The organism is Bradyrhizobium sp. AUGA SZCCT0182 (assembly GCF_018130185.1).
Classification (GTDB): Bacteria; Pseudomonadota; Alphaproteobacteria; order Rhizobiales; family Xanthobacteraceae; genus Bradyrhizobium.
Window position 1 is genome coordinate 19,817 of sequence record NZ_JAFCLY010000001.1, and the last position, 18,759, is coordinate 38,575.

At 64.1% G+C, this 18,759-nt stretch carries 16 protein-coding genes and 1 other RNA gene; 4 read left to right on the forward strand and 13 right to left on the reverse strand.

What is annotated here, in order from left to right; translation table 11 throughout:
* Positions 1–17 precede the first annotated feature (17 nt).
* The 7 genes from murD to rsmH all read right to left on the reverse strand — a co-directional run bounded on the left by murD (position 18) and on the right by rsmH (position 8,842).
* On the reverse strand, positions 18–1,418 hold the full coding sequence (gene murD, locus JQ611_RS00075; protein ID WP_212464108.1) for a UDP-N-acetylmuramoyl-L-alanine--D-glutamate ligase: 1,401 nt from the start codon (positions 1,416–1,418) through the stop codon (positions 18–20).
* Between the two features lie 128 nt (positions 1,419–1,546).
* The gene (mraY, locus tag JQ611_RS00080) at positions 1,547–2,653 is read right to left on the reverse strand and encodes a phospho-N-acetylmuramoyl-pentapeptide-transferase (RefSeq protein WP_192738075.1); all 1,107 of its coding nucleotides are present in this window, start codon (positions 2,651–2,653) and stop codon (positions 1,547–1,549) included.
* 163 nt (positions 2,654–2,816) lie between these two features.
* Positions 2,817–4,199: a UDP-N-acetylmuramoyl-tripeptide--D-alanyl-D-alanine ligase gene (gene murF / locus JQ611_RS00085; protein WP_212464110.1), complete on the reverse strand. Its 1,383-nt coding sequence runs from the start codon at positions 4,197–4,199 to the stop codon at positions 2,817–2,819.
* Positions 4,196–5,650, reverse strand: coding sequence for a UDP-N-acetylmuramoyl-L-alanyl-D-glutamate--2,6-diaminopimelate ligase (locus JQ611_RS00090; RefSeq protein WP_212464112.1), 1,455 nt, complete (start codon positions 5,648–5,650; stop codon positions 4,196–4,198). Before JQ611_RS00090 ends, murF begins: the two co-directional genes overlap by 4 nt.
* A gap of 47 nt (positions 5,651–5,697) precedes the next feature.
* On the reverse strand, positions 5,698–7,455 hold the full coding sequence (locus JQ611_RS00095) for a penicillin-binding protein 2 (RefSeq protein WP_212464113.1): 1,758 nt from the start codon (positions 7,453–7,455) through the stop codon (positions 5,698–5,700).
* Positions 7,452–7,844, reverse strand: coding sequence for a hypothetical protein (locus JQ611_RS00100; protein ID WP_212269908.1), 393 nt, complete (start codon positions 7,842–7,844; stop codon positions 7,452–7,454). Before JQ611_RS00100 ends, JQ611_RS00095 begins: the two co-directional genes overlap by 4 nt.
* 2 nt (positions 7,845–7,846) lie before the next feature.
* Positions 7,847–8,842, reverse strand: a complete 996-nt coding sequence (gene rsmH / locus JQ611_RS00105) for a 16S rRNA (cytosine(1402)-N(4))-methyltransferase RsmH (protein ID WP_212464115.1) — start codon at positions 8,840–8,842, stop codon at positions 7,847–7,849.
* 548 nt (positions 8,843–9,390) lie between these two features.
* Between rsmH and JQ611_RS00110 the strand changes: the two genes are divergently transcribed.
* Complete coding sequence (locus tag JQ611_RS00110) at positions 9,391–10,260, forward strand: N-acetylmuramoyl-L-alanine amidase (RefSeq protein ID WP_212464117.1); 870 nt, start codon at positions 9,391–9,393, stop codon at positions 10,258–10,260.
* Positions 10,261–10,389: 129 nt separating this feature from the next.
* Here JQ611_RS00110 and JQ611_RS00115 read toward each other — a convergent pair whose 3' ends face one another.
* The gene (locus JQ611_RS00115) at positions 10,390–11,631 is read right to left on the reverse strand and encodes an RNA polymerase sigma factor (RefSeq protein WP_212464119.1); all 1,242 of its coding nucleotides are present in this window, start codon (positions 11,629–11,631) and stop codon (positions 10,390–10,392) included.
* Between the two features lie 116 nt (positions 11,632–11,747).
* On the reverse strand, positions 11,748–12,098 hold the full coding sequence (locus JQ611_RS00120) for a YciI family protein (RefSeq protein ID WP_212269912.1): 351 nt from the start codon (positions 12,096–12,098) through the stop codon (positions 11,748–11,750).
* Between the two features lie 137 nt (positions 12,099–12,235).
* On the opposite strand from JQ611_RS00120, the gene rnpB reads away from it, so the two are divergent.
* An RNA gene (gene rnpB / locus JQ611_RS00125) (RNase P RNA component class A) lies at positions 12,236–12,653 on the forward strand.
* A gap of 78 nt (positions 12,654–12,731) precedes the next feature.
* Here rnpB and JQ611_RS00130 read toward each other — a convergent pair.
* The 3 genes from JQ611_RS00130 to JQ611_RS00140 form a co-directional block, all read right to left on the reverse strand.
* The gene (locus JQ611_RS00130; protein WP_212389773.1) at positions 12,732–13,460 is read right to left on the reverse strand and encodes an alpha/beta fold hydrolase; all 729 of its coding nucleotides are present in this window, start codon (positions 13,458–13,460) and stop codon (positions 12,732–12,734) included.
* A gap of 113 nt (positions 13,461–13,573) precedes the next feature.
* Positions 13,574–14,539, reverse strand: a complete 966-nt coding sequence (locus tag JQ611_RS00135) for an AraC family transcriptional regulator (protein ID WP_212464121.1) — start codon at positions 14,537–14,539, stop codon at positions 13,574–13,576.
* A gap of 20 nt (positions 14,540–14,559) precedes the next feature.
* Positions 14,560–15,291, reverse strand: a complete 732-nt coding sequence (locus JQ611_RS00140; RefSeq protein WP_212269915.1) for an alpha/beta fold hydrolase — start codon at positions 15,289–15,291, stop codon at positions 14,560–14,562.
* Between the two features lie 188 nt (positions 15,292–15,479).
* Here JQ611_RS00140 and JQ611_RS00145 point away from each other — a divergent pair, with 188 nt between their 5' ends.
* Both JQ611_RS00145 and JQ611_RS00150 read left to right on the forward strand, forming a co-directional pair.
* Positions 15,480–16,223, forward strand: a complete 744-nt coding sequence (locus tag JQ611_RS00145) for a sulfite exporter TauE/SafE family protein (RefSeq protein ID WP_212464123.1) — start codon at positions 15,480–15,482, stop codon at positions 16,221–16,223.
* 72 nt (positions 16,224–16,295) lie between these two features.
* Positions 16,296–17,240, forward strand: coding sequence for a DMT family transporter (locus JQ611_RS00150; RefSeq protein ID WP_212464125.1), 945 nt, complete (start codon positions 16,296–16,298; stop codon positions 17,238–17,240).
* On the opposite strand, the gene JQ611_RS00155 is transcribed toward JQ611_RS00150, so the two are convergent.
* Entirely contained in the window at positions 17,215–18,576 is a 1,362-nt protein-coding gene (locus tag JQ611_RS00155; RefSeq protein WP_212464128.1) for an MATE family efflux transporter, read from the reverse strand. The two genes, JQ611_RS00150 and JQ611_RS00155, sit on opposite strands and share 26 nt — an antisense overlap.
* Between the last annotated feature and the right edge of the window lie 183 nt (positions 18,577–18,759).

An 18,759-nucleotide genomic window follows, 5' to 3' on the forward strand; every position in this document is an offset into this window, starting at 1 on the left:
CCATGACGACACATCCGTCACACCACCGGCTTCACACCCGGCATCGCCGTGACGAGATCGCGAAACTTCGCGCCGCGGATTTCGAAGTTGCGGTACTGGTCGAATGAGGCGCAGGCCGGCGACAGCAGGACTACGGGGTCAGTGAGGCCTGAGGCTTCGGCGTCGCGCGCGGCGCTGGCGACGGCAACATCGAGCGTCTGCGAAATCTCGTGCGGCACGCGGGTCCCGAGCGTGCCGGAAAACTCCTGCGCCGCCTCGCCGATCAAATAGGCTTTGCGGATGCGCTGGAAATATTCGGTGAGGCTGGTAATGCCGCCGAGTTTCGGCTTGCCGCCGGCGATCCAGAAGATGTCGCCAAAGGACGACAGCGCATGCGCCGCCGCGTCCGCATTGGTGCCCTTGGAATCGTTGACGAACAGCACATTGCCGCGGCGACCGACCTGCTCCATGCGGTGGGCGAGCCCGGGAAAGCTGCGCAGGCCGTTCTGCAGGATGTCGGTCGAGATCCCCATCGCCAGCGCGCAGGCCGCGGCGCACGCCGCATTCTGGGCGTTGTGCAGGCCGCGCAATGAACCGATGCCGCCGAGCTTTGCGATTTCGCTCCGCGCGCCGCCGGAAGCACGAACGATGGTTTCGCGCTCGACATAGACGCCGTCGGGCAGCGGGTTTTTCACGGAGATGCGCACCACGCGCTTGCCGGCCTGATCGAGCCGGTCGGCAATGTTGCGGCACCAGCCGTCGTCGACGCCGACGATGGAGCTGCCCTGCGGCTGCACGCCGGCAACCAGCCGCGCCTTCACCGCCGCGTAGTGCTCCAGCGTGCCGTGGCGATCGATATGGTCTTCGCTGACATTGAGCAGAATGCCGACCGACGGATCGAGCGAGGGTGCCAGATCGATCTGATACGATGACATCTCGATCACATGCACCCGCCCCATCCGCGGCGGCTCCAGCGACAGGATCGCGGTGCCGATATTGCCGCCCATCTGGGTATCGTAACCGGCAACCTTCATCAGATGCGCGATCAGCGCCGTGGTGGTGGATTTTCCGTTGGTCCCGGTGATGGCGACGAACGGCGCATCGGGTGCGTGACGCCTTCGTTCCCTGCAGAACAATTCGATATCGCCGATCACCTCGACGCCGGCCTGCCGGGCCATCAGCACGGACCAATGCGGCGCCGGATGGGTCAGCGGCGCGCCGGGGGTCAATATCAGCGCGGCGAAATTATCCCAGGGGACCTTGCGCAAGTCAGCGGTGATGAAACCTTCCTGCGCCGCCTTGGCGACATTGTCGGCGCTGTCGTCACCGGCAATCACCTCCGCGCCGCCCGCCTTCAGCGCGTGGCAGCTCGCGAGTCCGGAGCCGCCGAGCCCGAACACGGCGACCGTCTTGCCCGCGAAGGAAGTGACGGGGATCATGGGTTAGCCCGTCATTCCGGAAACCGCGCAGCGGTTATCCGGAATCTCGAGGTTCTCAGATGCGCAATTGCGCATCATAGTTCGCGCTTCGCGCGCCCCGGAACGACAGTGGTGGGATTGCAAGACCATCACCGCAGCTTCAGCGTGGAGAGGCCGGCCAGCGCCAGCATCACCGAGATGATCCAGAACCGGATCACGATCTGCGGTTCGGTCCAGCCTTTCTGCTCGAAATGATGATGCAGCGGCGCCATCCGGAATACGCGTTTGCCGGTCAGCTTGAACGACACCACCTGCACGATCACGGAAACCGCTTCCAGCACGAACAGGCCGCCGATCACGGCCAGCACGATCTCGTGTTTGACCGCAACCGCGGTCGCCCCCAGCATGCCGCCAAGCGCGAGCGAGCCGGTGTCGCCCATGAAGATCGAGGCCGGCGGCGCGTTGAACCACAGGAATCCCAATCCGGCGCCGAGCACCGCGCCGCACAGCACCGCAAGCTCACCAGTGCCGGCGACGTATCTGATCTGCAGATAGTCGGAGAACACCGCGTTGCCGGTCAGATAGGCGATCATGCCGAAGCTGGCGGCCGCGATCATCACGGGGACGATCGCAAGACCGTCGAGACCGTCGGTCAGATTGACCGCGTTGCCGGCGCCGACGATGACGAAGGCGCCGAAGATCACGAAGAACCAGCCGAAATTGAACACCATGTCCTTCAGGAAAGGAATCGCCAGCGAGGTCGAGGTCACGTCGCGCCCGAGGCGCACCAGCGCGTAACAGGCGATCAGCGCGATCACGCCTTCGATGGCGAGACGAAACTTGCCGGCAAAACCGCTATGGGTCTGTTTCGTCACCTTCAGATAATCGTCATAGAAGCCGACGAAGCCGAAGCCGAGCGTCACCGCCAGCACGATCCAGACATAGGGATTGAGCGGGTTGGCCCACAGCAGCGTCGAGACGACGAGGCCGGACAGGATCATCAGCCCGCCCATCGTCGGCGTGCCCTTCTTGGCGATGATGTGCGAGGCCGGACCATCGGTGCGGATCGGCTGGCCCTTGCCCTGCCGCAGCCTTAAGTGATCGATGATCCAGGGGCCGAACAGGAACACGAACAGCGCGCCCGTCACCATCGCCCCGCCGGTGCGGAAGGTGATGTAGCGGAATACGTTGAGGAGGCCGCGCAAAAAGGAGAAAGCGGGGACGGTGTTGGAAAGCTCGATCAGCCAGTAAAACATTCAATATGCCCTATTGCGCGGCTTGCGCCGTCTTGCCGGGTAAGCGCATTGCAAGCGCGTTGACAATCGTTTTCATCCTAGAAACCAAGCAAATCCTGGTCACGATCGCGGCGGCGCGTCAGCGAATCACCACGGAAATCACGGGTGGGTCAGCCCGGTCAGTTTACGCTTTTGCCTGTAAGGCGGCCAGCAGCTTGGGCACAAACTTGTTGACCCAGAACATCTTTTTGCTGCCCTTGACCACCACGACGTCACCGCTTTGCAACAATGCGGCGATTTTCTGCGGCTCCAGCGTGGCCGGGTCGTCGTGCCAGCCGAGGGCGCTGTTGGCCGGCAGCAGGTCGTACAGATGGCGCATCAGCGGGCCGACACAATAGACGCCGTCGATGCCGGGCAGATCCCTGGCCAGCTTGACATGATAGGCGGGTGCGTCGGGGCCGAGTTCCAGCATGTCACCCATGATGGCGATACGCCGGCCTAACTTGACTGGCCGCGCCTTCAGGCTGTCGAGCGCCGCGACCATGCTGGCCGGATTGCCGTTGAAACTGTCGTCGATCACGGTGACGCCGGCGGCGGTCTGCTCCACCCCGCGCCCGGTCATGATGCCGACCTTGCCGAGCTCTTTGGCCAGCGCCGCTGCATCGAGGCTGGCGGCATGGATCGATGCCAGCGCGGCCAGCGCGTTCTGCAGACGATGCGGCGCACCCGGCGTCAGTTCGAACGCGACCTGTTTGCCGCCAACTTGCGCTGACACGTCCCAGCTTTCGCCATGGGGGCTGTGTTTCAACTCATGCACTTCCGAACCATTGCCGAAGCGGACAAGCTTGCCGTTCCATTCCGGCGCTTCGACGTCGGTCGGCAGCACCAGCACGCCATTTTGCGGGAGGCCCTGCGCGATGCTCACCTTCTCGCGCCGGATCGCCTCCAGGCTGCCGAGCTTTTCCAGATGCACCGGCTGGACGTTGACCACCAGCGCCACGGTCGGCTGCGTCAGCTCGCTGAGCCGTGCGATTTCGCCGGTCTGGTTCATGCCCATTTCCACCACCCACAGCGAGGCGCTCGGGCTGGCATTGCACAGCGTCAGCGGCACGCCCCAGAAATTATTGAAACTGCTCGGGCTGGCATAGGCGTTCGGATAGGCGGCGAGATATTCCTTGGTGCTGGTCTTGCCGGCGCTGCCGGTTAGGCCGATCACTGGGCCCTTGAACCGCGCCCGCGCCGCGCGCGCCAAACCCCAGAGACCGTCGATCAGCGTATCCTTGACGATCAGCTGCGGAACACTGACGCCTTCGATCCTGTGCGGCACGATCATCGCCACCGCGCCGGCGGCTTCCGCCTTGTCGGCGAATTCCCAGCCGTCGCGCGCGCTGGCGAAACTCGAAATGAAGCCGCCGCTCGGCGTGCCGCTGAGCGCCACGAACAGGCATCCGGGTTTTACCAGCCGGCTGTCCTGCGTGACGAAATCGATCGCGGTGTCGGGAAATGTACCCGCAAGGCCCAGCGCCTTTGCAATCCCGGCAATCGTCCACAATGGCGCAGCGCTCATGCATTCCTCTCCGCCAGCGCGGCTGCCACCGCGTCGTGATCACTGAATGGTAGCGTCTTGTCGCCGACGATCTGGCCGGTCTCGTGACCCTTGCCCGCGATCAACAGCGCGTCGCCCGGCTGCAACGCCGCAATCCCGGCCTTGATGGCTTCCGCCCGGTCGCCAATGTCCCGGGCGCCCCTGGCGGCTTCCAGAATGGCGGCGCGGATCTTTTCCGGATTCTCGCTGCGCGGATTGTCGTCGGTGACGATGACGCCGTCGGCGTTCTCGGCCGCGATCGCGCCCATCAACGGACGTTTGCCGGCGTCGCGGTCGCCGCCGCAGCCGAACACCACGACCAGCTTGCGCTTCGCATAAGGCCGCAGCGCCTGCAGCGCTTTCGCCAGTGCGTCCGGCTTGTGCGCGTAGTCGACGAATACAGGCGCGCCATTATGTTCGCCGACCTGTTCGAGGCGGCCCTTGGCGCCTTCGAGATGTTCGAGGCCGGCGAGCACCGCCGCGGCCTCGCTGCCGGTACTGATCGCCAGCCCCGCCGCGACCAGCGCATTCTCGATCTGGAATTCGCCGACCAGCGGCAGCTTGATCATATGCCTGCGCCCGCAATGCTCGAGCGTCAGCTTCTGCGCAAAGCCATCGACGGTTGCATCGACCAGACGGATGCCCTCGCCCATACCAACAGCGTTGCGGCCGATGGCGATGATCCGCAGTTTCCGTTGCCGCGCGGCGTCGATTACCTCACGCGAACAATCATGATCGGCCGAGATCACGGCGGCGCCATCAGCCACGACGAGATCGCGGAACAGCCGCAGCTTGGCGTTAAGGTAATGCGCGACGTCGGGATGATAATCCATGTGGTCGCGCGTAAGATTCGTAAAGCCGCCGGCGGCGATGCGCACGCCATCGAGCCTGTATTGGTCGAGCCCGTGCGACGAGGCTTCAAAGGCAAGATGGGTGACGCCGTCGCCGGCGATCTCGTCGAGCTGGCGATGCAGCGCGATCGGGTCCGGCGTCGTCAGCGAGCCGTAGACGGTGCGCTTCGGCGAAACGAGACCAATGGTACCTATGCTGGCGGAGGCATGGCCGAGCCGTTGCCAGATCTGGCGCGTGAACGCCGCCACCGAGGTTTTTCCACTCGTGCCGGTGACGGCTGCAATCGTCTGCGGTTGCCTGGGATAAAATTTCGCCGCCGCCAGCGCCAGCGCGCGGCGCGGATTTGGCGTGGTGACAAACGGGACGCGATCGCTGGTAGCGTGATCGCCCGCGATCGCGACCGCGCCTGCGGCGATGGCTGAATCAACAAAGCGCGAACCATCGGTCTTGCTGCCGGCGAGCGCGAAAAACAAATCGCCCGGCTTCACCGCGCGGCTGTCCACCGCCAGGCCCGTCACGTCGACAGATTCGGCCTGCGGCTCGATCGCGGCATCATTGCTGAAGAGGTCGCGAAGTTTCATGGTCGTCCAGTCCGGCCCGGGCGCAGCTTGGCGCGTCGTCCTACGCCTTACTGGGTTGTCCTCGATGTCGCAAGAATGAGGCGATCTGCCGTCGGCAGATCGAAGCGCGGTTCGACGCCCAAAAGCGGTCCGATTCGGGCGATCACCTTGCCGCCGGTCGGCACCGTGTTCCAGCCCGAGGTGATGAAACCATGGGTTTCCGGCAGCGCCTTGGGCTCGTCCAGCATGATCAGCAGCTGATATTGCGGGTTGTCGGCCGGGAAGATTGCGGTGAAGGAATTGAGCACCTGCTTCTTGGAATAGCGGCCATTGACCACTTTTTCCGAAGTGCCGGTCTTGCCGCCGATGTAATAGCCCTTCACGTCGGCTTTCTTCGCGGTTCCGATCTCGGCGTTCAGCCGCATCAGATACCGCATCTTGTCCGACGTTTCGGTCTTGAGCACCTTCTTGCCGATCGCCTTGGCTTCTTCCTCCGAACGCTTGAGGAAGGTCGGCGGGATAAGATAGCCGCCGTTGACGACCGCGTTGATGCCCATCACGGCCTGCAGCGGCGCCACCGCCATGCCGTGGCCGAAGGCAATGGTGATGGTGTTGAGTTCACCCCAGCGCTTCGGCACGATCGGCGACGTGCTTTCCGGCAGTTCGGTGCGCAGCCGGTCCAACTGGCCGAGCTTTTTCAGGAACGCCTTGTGCGCCTCGACGCCCTGTCCCAGCGCGATCTTGGCCGCGCCGACGTTCGAGGAAAACGTGAATACTTCCGACAGCGTGATCGAGCGGCCGACGGGATGCGTATCGTGGATGGTGAACTTGCCGTATTTCATCGCACCCCGCCCGTCGTACAGCGTGTTGAGGTTGGCCTTGCCGGAATCCAGCGCCATCGCCAGCGTCAGCGCCTTGAAGGTCGAGCCCATCTCGAACACGCCGGTGGTCAGGCGGTTGATGCGGTCGGGGTCGTGCGCCTCTTTCGGGTTGTTCGGGTCGAAATCCGGCAACGACACCAGCGCGACGATCTCGCCGGTCCTGACGTTGGAGACGAGGCCGGAGGCGGCCTTGGCCTTGTACTTCTCTTTCGCTTTCATCAGTTCGTCGCGCAGCGCGTGCTCGACGCGCAGATCGATCGACAGCTCCACCGGCCGCTGCAGCCGATCGGTGGCAAAGCCGGCGCGATGCAGATCGGCCAATCCGTTATTGTCGAGCCACTTCTCCATCCCGGCGATGCCCTGGTTGTCGATGTTGACCAGGCCGATCAGATGGGCGACCGACGCACCGGTCGGATAGACGCGCTTGTTCTCGCGCAGGAAGCCGATGCCGGGAATGCCGAGGCGATGAATCGCCTGCTGCTGCTTCGACGTGATCTCGCGCTTCAGCCACACAAAGCCCTTGCGCGACGACAACCGCTCGCGCACCTCGGTCGTGTCGAGATCGGGCAATGTCGCGGTCAGAAGCTCGATCGCCTCGTCCTTGTCGATGATGCGGCGCGGTTCGCCGAACAGGCTCGGCGACTTGACGTCGGTCGCCAATATCTCGCCGTTGCGATCGACGATGTCGGGCCGCGCGGTCGCGATCGCGTCCCGCGAGCCGGTGCGGGCCGAGCTGTGGCTGTCGGCGCCGATCGCAAACATGACGAGGCGTCCGGCAATGATGGCGTACACCAATGCGAACGCCAGCACCGCAAATCCGACGCGGGCCCGCGCCTTCGCCGCGCGATCGACATTGCGCCCGTAGAGCAGGCTGCGGATCAACCGCTGCCGCCAGGGCTCGGCAGGCTTTGCAGGTCGGGTGGTGGCAAGCGCCTGATCGGTCATCGCTGATCTCCCGGCGCGGGCACCGAGCCGGTCACGGTCGGCGCATCGGTGGCAGCCTCGATGGTATTGATCATCGCGCCGATCGGATCGGGCGCGCCCGGCTTCGCAAAGCTGGGCGGCCGTTCCGGCAGGTTCTTCAACTGGTCATATTGCGTCGCGACCAGCGACTTCAGCGGAAGGTGGCGGTCGGCAAGGCCCTGCAGCCGCAGCGGCGCGTCGAGCTTGGCCCATTCGGCGCGGAGCCCAGCAATGGCGTCGCGCTGCTCGCGGATTTCCGCGTTCAGCCGCAGCACGCGCTCGGTGCGCGAGGTCGATTCCATCTTGATCCGGTAAACATAGGAGGCGGCGAACACCAGCATGCCGATCACGAGGAGGTGGATGATCCGCATGATCAGCCTCCCCTCATGACGCTGTCGATGGTCGGCCACGCCGGCAGTGCGTCTGCGGCATGCGCCGGCGCCGCGGTCCGCTCGGCGGCGCGCAGTTTGGCGGACCGTGCACGCGGATTGGCCGATATCTCCGCCTCATTCGGCGTGACCGGACGCTTGGTCAGAATCTGGAAACTCGGAACGGCCTGCGCGACCTCAGGCAAATGCCGCGATCCGCCGCCGGACTTGCCGCGCTGGTTAAGGAAATCCTTGACGATGCGGTCTTCCAGCGAATGAAACGACACCACGACCAGCCGGCCGCCCGGCTTCAACACGCGTTCCGCCGCCGACAGCGCCAGATGCAGCTCGTCCAGTTCCGCGTTGACGAAAATCCGTAAGCCCTGGAACGTCCGCGTCGCCGGATGAATTTCGTTCGGCTTGGAGCGGACCACCTTGCCGACGATGTCGGCGAGCGCCTTCGTGGTCGTGATCGGCGCTTCCTTGCGGGCGGCGACGATGGCGCGCGCGACGCCGCGGGAGTGACGCTCCTCGCCGAAGATGTAGATGATGTTGGCGAGATCGGCTTCGGAGGCTTTCGCGACCACGTCCGCCGCGGTCGGGCCGTCATGGCCCATCCGCATGTCGAGCGGGCCACCGAGCCGGAACGAGAAGCCGCGCTCGGCCTGGTCGAGCTGCATCGAGGAGACCCCGACGTCCATCACGACGCCATCGACGGCATCAACGCCCTGCGCGGTACAAACCTCGGCGAGATTGGAAAACCGGTCCTCGACCAGCGTCAGGGCGCCATCGGCCTGGTCGACCAGATCGAACCCGCCAGTAATCGCCGACCGGTCGCGGTCGATACCGATCACCCGGGTTCCAGCGGTTTGCAGGATCATGCGGCTGTAGCCGCCGCCGCCGAAGGTGGCATCGACATAGATGCCGCCGTCGCGGGGGCCAAGCATCTCGACCGCCTCGCGGCCGAGAACGGAGATATGGCGGGAGGCAGCCGGGGTCATTCGCCGGCCTTCAGCGTATTCCAACGTGCACAACTGAAACTGGACGCCAACCGGCCCATTGCGCCTCAAATCCCTGCGCTTTGCCGGGCTGTTCCGGCCAAAAACCCGCTGCGAGGCGCGACTGCTGTCATCAACCCCAGCCCGCAACCCCTGTTTTCCGGACGGAATTTGCTGGGCTGCCATGGCTTTTCGAGCGTGAAAGAGGGCCTCGGCCGTCCCCAAAACCGGTTCGGCTCTTCATCACTTAGTAACGGCACTTAGCGTTAAGAAAGCGTTGATGATCGGCCGCAGCTTTTACGCGCTTTTTTACTACTGCAGGCCGGTGATGTCCCGGCTCACTGGCCCAGCCAGTAACGGCTCACCTCGTGAAGGCAGTGATGCCCGGCTCACCTGGCGAAGCCAGTGATGCCCGCCGCACACACTCGATCAAAATACGAAACCGGGCGCGGCTGCCGGATTGCGCGGATGACTTGGTAAAGGAATAGTAAACATCGATATTTTGTAAAATTTGCGGGTTGTCGTTCTCCTGCCCGGTTTGAGCTCATATAATGGCTGCTGGTTCGTTCACGTCCGCTGGTATTGATTCGAAGCGTCAACGCGCCCTTCCCGTTCCCAGGGCTAACGCGGACATGAAGACTTTTACCCCGGATTCCTCGATTGCCTCCGACGTGATTCCGTCGGCGAACTATGGCGACCGCAACAAGGGCCGCCTGCCCGACATGATCCTGCTGCACTACACCGGCATGCCGGATGTAGAAGGCGCGATCGCCCAGCTCTGCACGGCCGGAACCGACGTCTCGGCACATTACATCGTGCTGGAAGACGGCCGCATCGTGCAATCCGTGCCCGAGAGCAAGCGCGCCTGGCATGCCGGCGTGTCGTTCTGGGCCGGCGAAGAAGACATCAACTCCTGTTCGATCGGGGTCGAGATCATCAATCGCGGCCACGACTGGGGCTATCCGGATTTCCCGCTGCGCCAGATTGCCGCCGTGATCGCGCTGTGCCGCGGCATCATGCTCCGCCGCAACGTGCCGCCGCATCGCGTGCTCGCGCATTCCGACGTCGCGCCTGCGCGCAAAAAGGATCCCGGCGAGAAATTCCCGTGGCATTCGCTGGCCAATTCCGGCGTCGGCCATTGGGTGCAGCCGGCGCCGATCGTGCGCGGCGAATCGCTCAAGCTCGGCAGCATCAGCGACGATGTCGCTGGCCTGCAGACTGCCCTGGCGCGCTACGGCTACCAAGTGCCGAACCACGGCAAGTACGACGGCCCGACCATGGAAGTGGTCACCGCGTTCCAGCGCCACTTCCGCCCGGCCCGCGTCGACGGCATCGCCGATCATTCGACCATGAGCACGCTGCACGCGCTGCTGGCCACTTTGCCGGCCGATGCGACGCCGACCGCCGTCGCGGCGAAGTAGATTAAGCGAGAGCATTCGACCGTCATTGCCTGCGACAAACGCGAAGCGTTTGCGCAAAGGAGCGAAGCGACGAAGCAATCCATGCTTCGGGGCGAGCTATGGATTGCTTCGCTGCGCTCGCAATGACGGCTAGAGTTCGTCGAGCTCTGCCATCCGCCGTGCATAAAGCCGCCGCAGCGGCTCCAGTTGCGTCGCTGATGTGGCTGCCTGATAGGCTTCGCGCGCGGCGTCACGCCGGCCAAGGCGGCGCAAGAGATCGGCGCGGACGGCCGGCAGCAACTCATACCCTTTCAACCCGCCACGCGCCTCCAGCGCATCGATCAGGTCGAGCGCCCGCGCCGGCCCATCGACCATCGACACCGCGGCGGCGTGATTGAGTTCGATCACCGGCGATGGGCTGATCCGCAGCAGCACCTCATAGAGGCCGGCGATCTGCGGCCAGTCGGTGTCGTTATAGTTCGGCGCACGCGCGTGCAGCGCTGCGATCGCGGCCTGCACCGCATAGGATTGCGGCCGCCCCGGCACCCGCAACGCCTCTTCCACCAGCTTCAAGCCTTCCGCGATCTGGGCCTGATCCCACAGTGAACGGTCCTGCTCTTCCAGCAGCACGATGTCGCCGCCGGCGGTCTCGCGGCCGGCGCGGCGGGAATCATGCAGCAACATCAGCGCCAGCAATCCCTTGATCTCGCCGCGGCCGGGCATCAGCGCGTCGAGCAGCCGCGCCAGCCGGATCGCTTCGCGCGCCAGATCAGGTCGCATCAGATCGTCGCCCGAGGTCGCGGCATAGCCTTCGGTGAAGACCAGATAGATCACCGCGAGCACGCCGCGCAGGCGCGGCTCCAGTGCTTCGCGTTCCGGTACTTCGTAGGCGATGCCGGCGAGGCGGATTTTTTGTTTCGCGCGCACCAGCCGCTGCGCCATCGCGTCTTCGCTCGCGAGGAACGCCCGCGCCACCTGCGCTGTCGAGAGTCCGCACACGGTGCGCAGCGTCAGCGCCACCTGCACTTCCGCCGCAAAGGACGGATGGCAGCAGGTGAAGATCAGCCGCAGCATGTCGTCGTCGAGCACGTTGTCGGCAGCCTCGTCAGGCGCCGACGCATTGAGCAGGATTTCGCGCGTCAGCTCCTGCTGCTTGCCGCGAAACGCGACGTTGCGGCGGACGCGATCGATCGCCTTGTTGCGCCCGACATTGACCAGCCATGCGCGCGGATTGGATGGCAGATTGGCGGTGGACCAGCGCTCCAGCGCCACCGCGAACGCGTCCTGCAGGGCATCCTCGGCGAGATCAAAATCGCCGACGAGGCGGATCAGGGTCGCCAGCGCCCTGCCCGCCTCGTCGCGGAAGATTTTTTCGGTCTCAACCGGGGTCATGGCGCCCTACATCGTCATTCCGGGGCGTCCGAAGGACGAACCCGGAATCTCGAGATTCTCCGATGTGCAATTGCACATCGTAGTTCGCTTCGCGCCCCGGAATGACGGCTTCGCCGTCAATCATAAACCATGACCGGCCGCACCTCGATCGAACCTGTCTTGGCGCCGGGAATGCGCGCGGCGATGGCCAGCGCGGTGTCGAGATCCTTGGCCTCGACCAGATAATAGCCGCCGAGCTGCTCGCGCGTTTCCGCGAACGGACCGTCGGTCGTCAGGGTCTTGCCGTCGCGAACGCGCACGGTGGTTGCGGTCGTCGACGGCTGCAGGCCGTCGCCGGCCTTGAAATGGCCGCTCTGAACGATGGACTGGGTGAACGCGCCGTAGTCCGTCATCATTTGCTGGCGCCCCGCGGCGTCCATTTTGCCAAGCTCGGCTTCGCTCCGATAGATCATCAACAGATACTGCATCGCTCTACTCCTCTTGATCGGCTGGATCGCCGACACCCAGTCGAACGGGCCGGACGCGAAACGACATCTTCAGGATAGTTTATTTTGCTCCGTTTCGTGGCTTGACGCCACGCCGCCCAGCCCCCATGCGTAAGGGGTCAGTCGGCCGGACGGCCGCTCCCGCTACGGCCGAAAGGCTGCGGGAGAGGAAAGTCCGGGCTCCATCGACATACGGTGCCGGATAACGTCCGGCGGGGGCGACCCCAGGGAAAGTGCCACAGAGAACGAACCGCCTTCTCCTTGGGAGAGGGCAAGGGTGAAAAGGTGCGGTAAGAGCGCACCGCGGGTCCGGCAACGGAACCGGCATGGCAAACCACACCGGGAGCAAAACCGAATAGGGACGGCAACGCGGGCAGTTCGCGAAAGCGAAAACGCCGCAGGGCGATGTCAGGCTCGCCGTCCGGGTAGGTTGCTCGAGGCCATGTGCAAACATGGTCCCAGAGGAATGGCCGTCACGTATCACTCGCGAAAGTGAGTGGTGCCCTACAAAACCCGGCTTACAGGCTGGCTGATGTTTCTAAAATGAGGGGTTCGGCGTAACGCGCCGGACCCCTCGCCATTTTTCGCACCGATGCGCGCGCGTGCTCGGGAAGTTCAGTCGCGCGCCGCCTCCTCGATCGCCTGCGCGAGCCGCGCCGGATTGCTGAAGAACATCTCATGGCTGCCGTCGCACTCGACGAGGCGAAACAGGCCGAGGCGCTCCGACAACCGTGGATGCCACGGCAGGCTGTGCGGCAAGGCGATATCCTGGCGGCAGTTGACGTAGGATTTGCCGACCGGCAGCTCCGCCAGCGGACGCTTCAGCGCGATCTTATCGGTGAATGTCTTGTAGGGATGCGGGTTGAGTTTGGCGAACGCAGACTTTGCCAGATCGAGGTCGGCGTCGTTGATGAAGGCATCGCGCCAAATTTCAAACGGCAGCATGACGGCGTTCTTGTTGGCGGCGGCCACCGCATCGAACAGCCCGACATAATGCGGCGGCACCATGTCGTTGAGACACTGCCCGTCCAGCGGGACGAAGGCATTGACATAGACGAGACGCTTGATGCGATCCGTCAGCCGATCGGCAACGCCTGAAATCAGCATTCCCCCATAGCTGTGGCCCACCAGCCAGATATCCCGCAGATCGTTCTTTTCGATGTAGGCGGCAACCGACGCGATCGCCTGTTCCAGCCCGATCTTGTCGCGATCGTCGCCCGCGTTGTTGCCGGCAACCGTCGGGCAATGCACGGCATGGCCGTACTTGCGCAAGTGTCCGGCGACGGCATCCATTTCGGCACCGGTGTGCCACGCGCCGTGCACAAGAACGTAAAGGCCTGCCATTTCTGTCTCCCCCGTTTATGGAAGTGGATTTGATAGGCCCGACAGATTATGCCGGATGGCCGGACTAAGCCACCATCATCGCCGATTTACGCCAGGGACTTTGCCAGAACGGGTCAGCGCTGTCGCCTGAATGCGGCCGGTGTCATGCCGAAATATCTGCGGCATTGGCGAATGAAATGAGACGGATCGGACAGGCCGACGCGCATTCCTATCCCGCCGACACCGATGTGATCGAACCGCGCTTCACTCAGCATCCTGCGCGCGACCGCCATCCTGCAGTCGTTCAGCATGCCGCTAAACGTCAGGCCTGACTTGTTGAGGCAGCGATGCACCGTCCGCTCCGAAACACGCAGATGCTCCGCGACGGAAGCGGCCGTCAACCCCGGTTCGGCGTAGAGCAACCGGATGGCACGGCCGATCTGATCCAGCAGGTTGCCCGCCTCGCGCCGCTCCGACGGCGTGGCTGGAATCTCGCTGCCCGCCGCCAGCGCCAGCAGCCCGCCGAGCTGGTCGGTGAGAACCTGCGCGGGCAGCGGCAGACTGACCGCCAGATGCGGCGACAGCTGGCATGCAAAGGCGCTGAGCACGGCGCCCCAGCCGGTGCGCCCGTCGATGCGCTGCCCGGCCCGCCGTTCGGGATCGACGAGCCACGATTCAACCCAGGGGATCGGCAGTTCCAGCGACAGCGTATTGGAAGTCACCGGAAAGTTGAATTCATAGCAGCGCCGGGAGTCCAGCAGCACGAGATCGTACGGCTGCAAGATCGACCGATGGCCGTTTTGCATGACCGTCCAGTCGTTGTCGGTCTTGCATAGAAGGTAGTAGTAGTTCGACGCGCTGCGCGCGAGGCTGGCTTTCCTGCGGTAAACGTGCTGCGCCGAGCCCTCGACGCGATTGACGCCGATGGTGTCGAGTTGCCCGCGCTGAACCGAGCAGTCGAAGCTCGACCTGACCGGCGTCGTGACGTCCATCTCGAGAAAGCATTCGCAGACGGCGCCGATCCAGTAGTCCAGCCGCCGCTCCGGTTCGACCACACTGGTCGACCACTTCTCGATGACTGCCGTCGCCCTGGCTGCCATGGCTCTGACCTCCCGTTATTTCACGCCACGATCTTCTCCAGCAGCGCCATCAGCGCTTCCGGCGCGGTGACGTTCGGCGCGTGGCTGGCATCGATCTCGAAATAGCGCCAGCCCGCCTCGTTCCTGGTTCGCCTCGCAAACGGACCGAACGTGTCGGCCGGCGGGAAGCGGGTGGCGTAGATGTAACTGCGTGGCAGCGTCAGTGTGCCACCTTGCAGCTTGAGCCTGGTCTCGAAGCATTTGACCGGCATTGGAACGCGGCGCGCAGCCAGCCATTCGACGTCTTCAGCCGCGGTGTCCGGCGGCGACGTCATCGGTGGAATGCGCCAGCCATCCCCCTTCTTCGCGCCATCCAGCATCGGCTGCCGGCCCGGTTCGTTGATGTCGAACAGCGACTGTCCATCCTCCGGCACGAAGGCGTCGACGTAGATCAGCTGCGTAACGCGATCCCTGGCGCGATCGGCCACGCCGGTCGCGACCATGCCGCCATAGCTGTGGCCGACCAGAACGATGTCGCGCAGATCCTCATATTTGATGACGTTGAGCATGTCCTCGATATGGGTTTCGAGATCGATCGAGGGGTTTGCCAGATGCGCGCGTTCGCCAAGCCCGGTATAGCTCGGCGTCACCAGCCGATGCCCGGCGGCGCGCATCAGCGGGTGCATCTTCTTCCACGCCCAGCCCGCCGACCACGCGCCGTGACAGACAAGGAAGGTCTTTGCGGAGGTTGAGCTCATCGGGGGCGTTTCCATGAAGTTATTGTTGAAGGCTTGAATTGCGATAGTACCCGCTGGCGGCGTCGTGTAAATGTCGCGCTCAATTCAACGACGTCATTCCGGGATGGTGCGTTAGCACCAACCCCGGAATCTCGAGATTCCGGGTTCGCTTCGCGCCCTCAGATGCGCTATTGCGCATCGGGGAATGACGAAGGAATGAATAGTTGGAAACGTTCACCTACGCGCTGTTGCTTTTTGGCGCGCTTGCCGGCGGCTTCGTCTCCGGCCTTGCCGGTTTCGGAACGGCGCTGATGGCGCTGGGGATCTGGCTCTATGTGCTGCCGCCGTCGCTGGCCGTCCCCTTGGTGCTGATCTGCTCGGTCAGCTCGCAGATCTCGACGCTGCCGACGATGTGGAAGGTTCTCGACTTCAAACTGGCCGCGCCGTTCGTCATCGGCGGGCTCGCCGGCATGCCGATCGGTGCGCTGCTGGTCGCGCAGGCCGAGCCGCAAATATTCAAATTGAGCGTGGGCGTGATGCTGCTGGTGTTTCCGGCCGCGCTGTTTTTCGTTCGCAAGCCGATGGCGTTCGCCTTCGGCGGCAAGCCGGCGGACGCGGCCGTTGGATTTGCCGGGGGCATCCTGGGCGGCCTCGCCGGGCTGTCCGGCCCGCTGCCGACCCTGTGGGCCAGCGTGCGCGGCTGGACTAAGGATCAGCGCCGCGGCGTATTCCAGATCTTCAACGGCACCGTGCTCGGCGCCGCCTTGCTGCTGCAGATCGCCAATGGCTTCGTCAAGACGGAAGTGTTCTGGCTCGCGCTGCTGGCGCTGCCGGGCACGCTGATCGGCGCACGGATCGGCGCGCGCGTTTATCAGGCGCTCAGCGATCGCAATTTCTACGACATCGTACTCGGCCTGCTGTTTGTGTCCGGACTCGCACTGGTGTGGAGCGGCATTGCTCCGAGTTAGCAGCGCATGGCGGCCATGTGCTCCGAGTAGATTGCTGTACGCTGATCTGTAAAACAGTTATCCAGTCGCATCATGACCCCTCCAACTTTTTCACGCACACGTCTCGGTCTGTTGCTGGGTTTTATCGGCGTGCTGATCTTCGGCGGCACGCTGCCGGCGACGCGGATCGCAGTGTCGGCAATTGATCCGATTGCACTGACCTCGCTGCGCACCCTGATCGCCGGCCTGTGCTCGCTGATCCTGCTGGTCGTGCTGCGCCGCCCGCTACCGCCGCGCGCGCTGTGGCCGCAACTCGTCATCACGATGATCTGCGTCGCCATCCTGTTTCCGTTCCTGATGTCGGTGGGGGTGCAGACCGTCGACGCCTCGCATGGCGGCGTGGTGTTCGGGATCATGCCGATCGCGACCGCCCTGGTCGCGGTCATGATCACCCATGAGCGGCCGCGGCCACTGTTCTGGATCGCCTCGTTCGCGGGCGCCGCATTGGTGATTGCCTTTGCGCTGCGGCAAGGCGGCGGTGAACTGTCGAGCGGCGACCTGTTCCTGCTTGCGGCGGTCGTCGTGTCCGGCATCGGCTACGCCTTCTCCGGCCGGCTCACCGCGCAGATGCCGGGCTGGGAAGTCATCAGCTGGGTGCTGGTGATCGCACTGCCGCTCTCGATCCCGGCCGCCGCGCTGACGATGCCGGCTGACATCACCCACATTCCCCTAAAACCGTGGCTCGGGCTGCTCTACGTCGCCCTGTTCTCGCAATGGATCGGCTTCTTTGCCTGGAACGCCGGCATGGCGATGGGCGGCATCGCGCGGGTGTCGCAGGTGCAATTGCTGCAGCCCTTCGTCGTGTTTGCACTCGCGGCGATTTTCAACGACGAGACCATCACGCCGCAGATCGTGCTGTTCGCGGCCGGCGTGGTCGCAACCGTCGCGATCTCGACACGCACGCGCGGGCGCAAAGCGCCCGATCGTTCGGAGCTGACGTCAGTTCCGGGGATCACTCCGCCGGCAACGCGGACTTGAGCGGCGTCAGGCGTTTCCTGAACTCCAGATGCAGCAACCACAAACTCAATGCGGCTTGCAGCGTCGTTGTCAGGTTCGATATGTACCACGCGTACTCAATGCGAAACCCCGGCCTTGCAGACAGCCAGAGTACCGGCAAGGCGTAGGTGACCAGACGTACGCCGGAACTCAGCAGGACCGGCTTGGTGTTGCCCAGTCCCTGGAACATGCTGGAGCACACGAAGTTCAATCCCTGTGCGACGAGATTGAGCGAGACCAATTGCAGGAACACGACGGCGACCGCGATCGTCTGCGCGTCGCTCGCGAACCCACCGAGCAGCAGCCCGGGCCAGCATTGCGCCAGGATCGTGAAAACGATCATCACGACCGTGGCGATCACCGCCGCCTTGGCGAAGGTTTCCTTCACGCGTGCGGCGTTGCCGGCGCCAAAATTCTGCCCGGCGATCGGTCCGGCGGCGAGCGCTATGGCCAGCGCCGGCATCTGGATCAGGCCGAGCACGCGCGTGCCGATGCCGAAGCCGGCCTGCGCCGCCGCCCCGAAATCGCGCAAGGCGTAATAGATGACGCCCATCCAGATGAAGATGATCGCGAACTCGCCGCCGGCCGGCAGGCCGACATTGAGGATGCGCTGCCAGTGCCGGGCCTGCGGCCGCAGCTGCGCGCGATCGACGCCGACATAGCGCTCCAGCCTGCGGAAATACATCCACAGCATCAACACGGCGAACAGCATCGCAATCGAGCTCGCAAGTCCGGCGCCCGCGACGCCAAACGGGCGGCCGGTTCCCCAGCCCGAGATGAGGACCGGCGCCAGCGCGATATTGATCATCACCACTGATATTTGCACGATCATGATCGGCCGCACGATGCCCGTGCCGCGCAGCGCGGCCCCCATCACCTGCGTGACGAACTGCAGCACCAACGCCGGAACGAACCAGAGCAGATATGTCGTGCCCGCAGCGACGGTGGCCTCGTCGGCGGCCACCGTCCGCATGTAACCGCCGGCGAACACAGATACTGCAACCCAGGTCAGCAATCCGCACACGACCGCCAGGCCGAGCGACTGATTGTACACCAGATTGGCGTCGGCCCGGTCCTTGCGGCCGACGGCCTGCGAAATGAGCGCGCCGGTGCCGACGCCGAGCACCTGCATCAGCCCGTTGATGAGGAATGCCAGATTGCCCGCCGCCGACACGCCCGCGACGGCGGCCTCGCCCACCCCGGCGACGAAGTAGAGGTCGACGAGCTGGCAGATCATGATCGTGATCATGCCGGCGACGATCGGCGGCGCCATGCTCAGGATGTGGCTCACGATCGAGCCTTGCGTAAGGTCTTTCATTTCAAATCCGCCCCTGGAGCCTGTTCCGATTGAACCGGAACGGGGCTCCATCTTTTTGTATTGACGCGGTTTCTTTACGCGAACCGGTAACTACCCCCGGATCAAGTCCGGGGGCATGCTTCGCTTGAAAACGCTCTCGCGCGCGGCTTTCGAACATCCGAAGGCCGCGCGCCGCAATGCCAT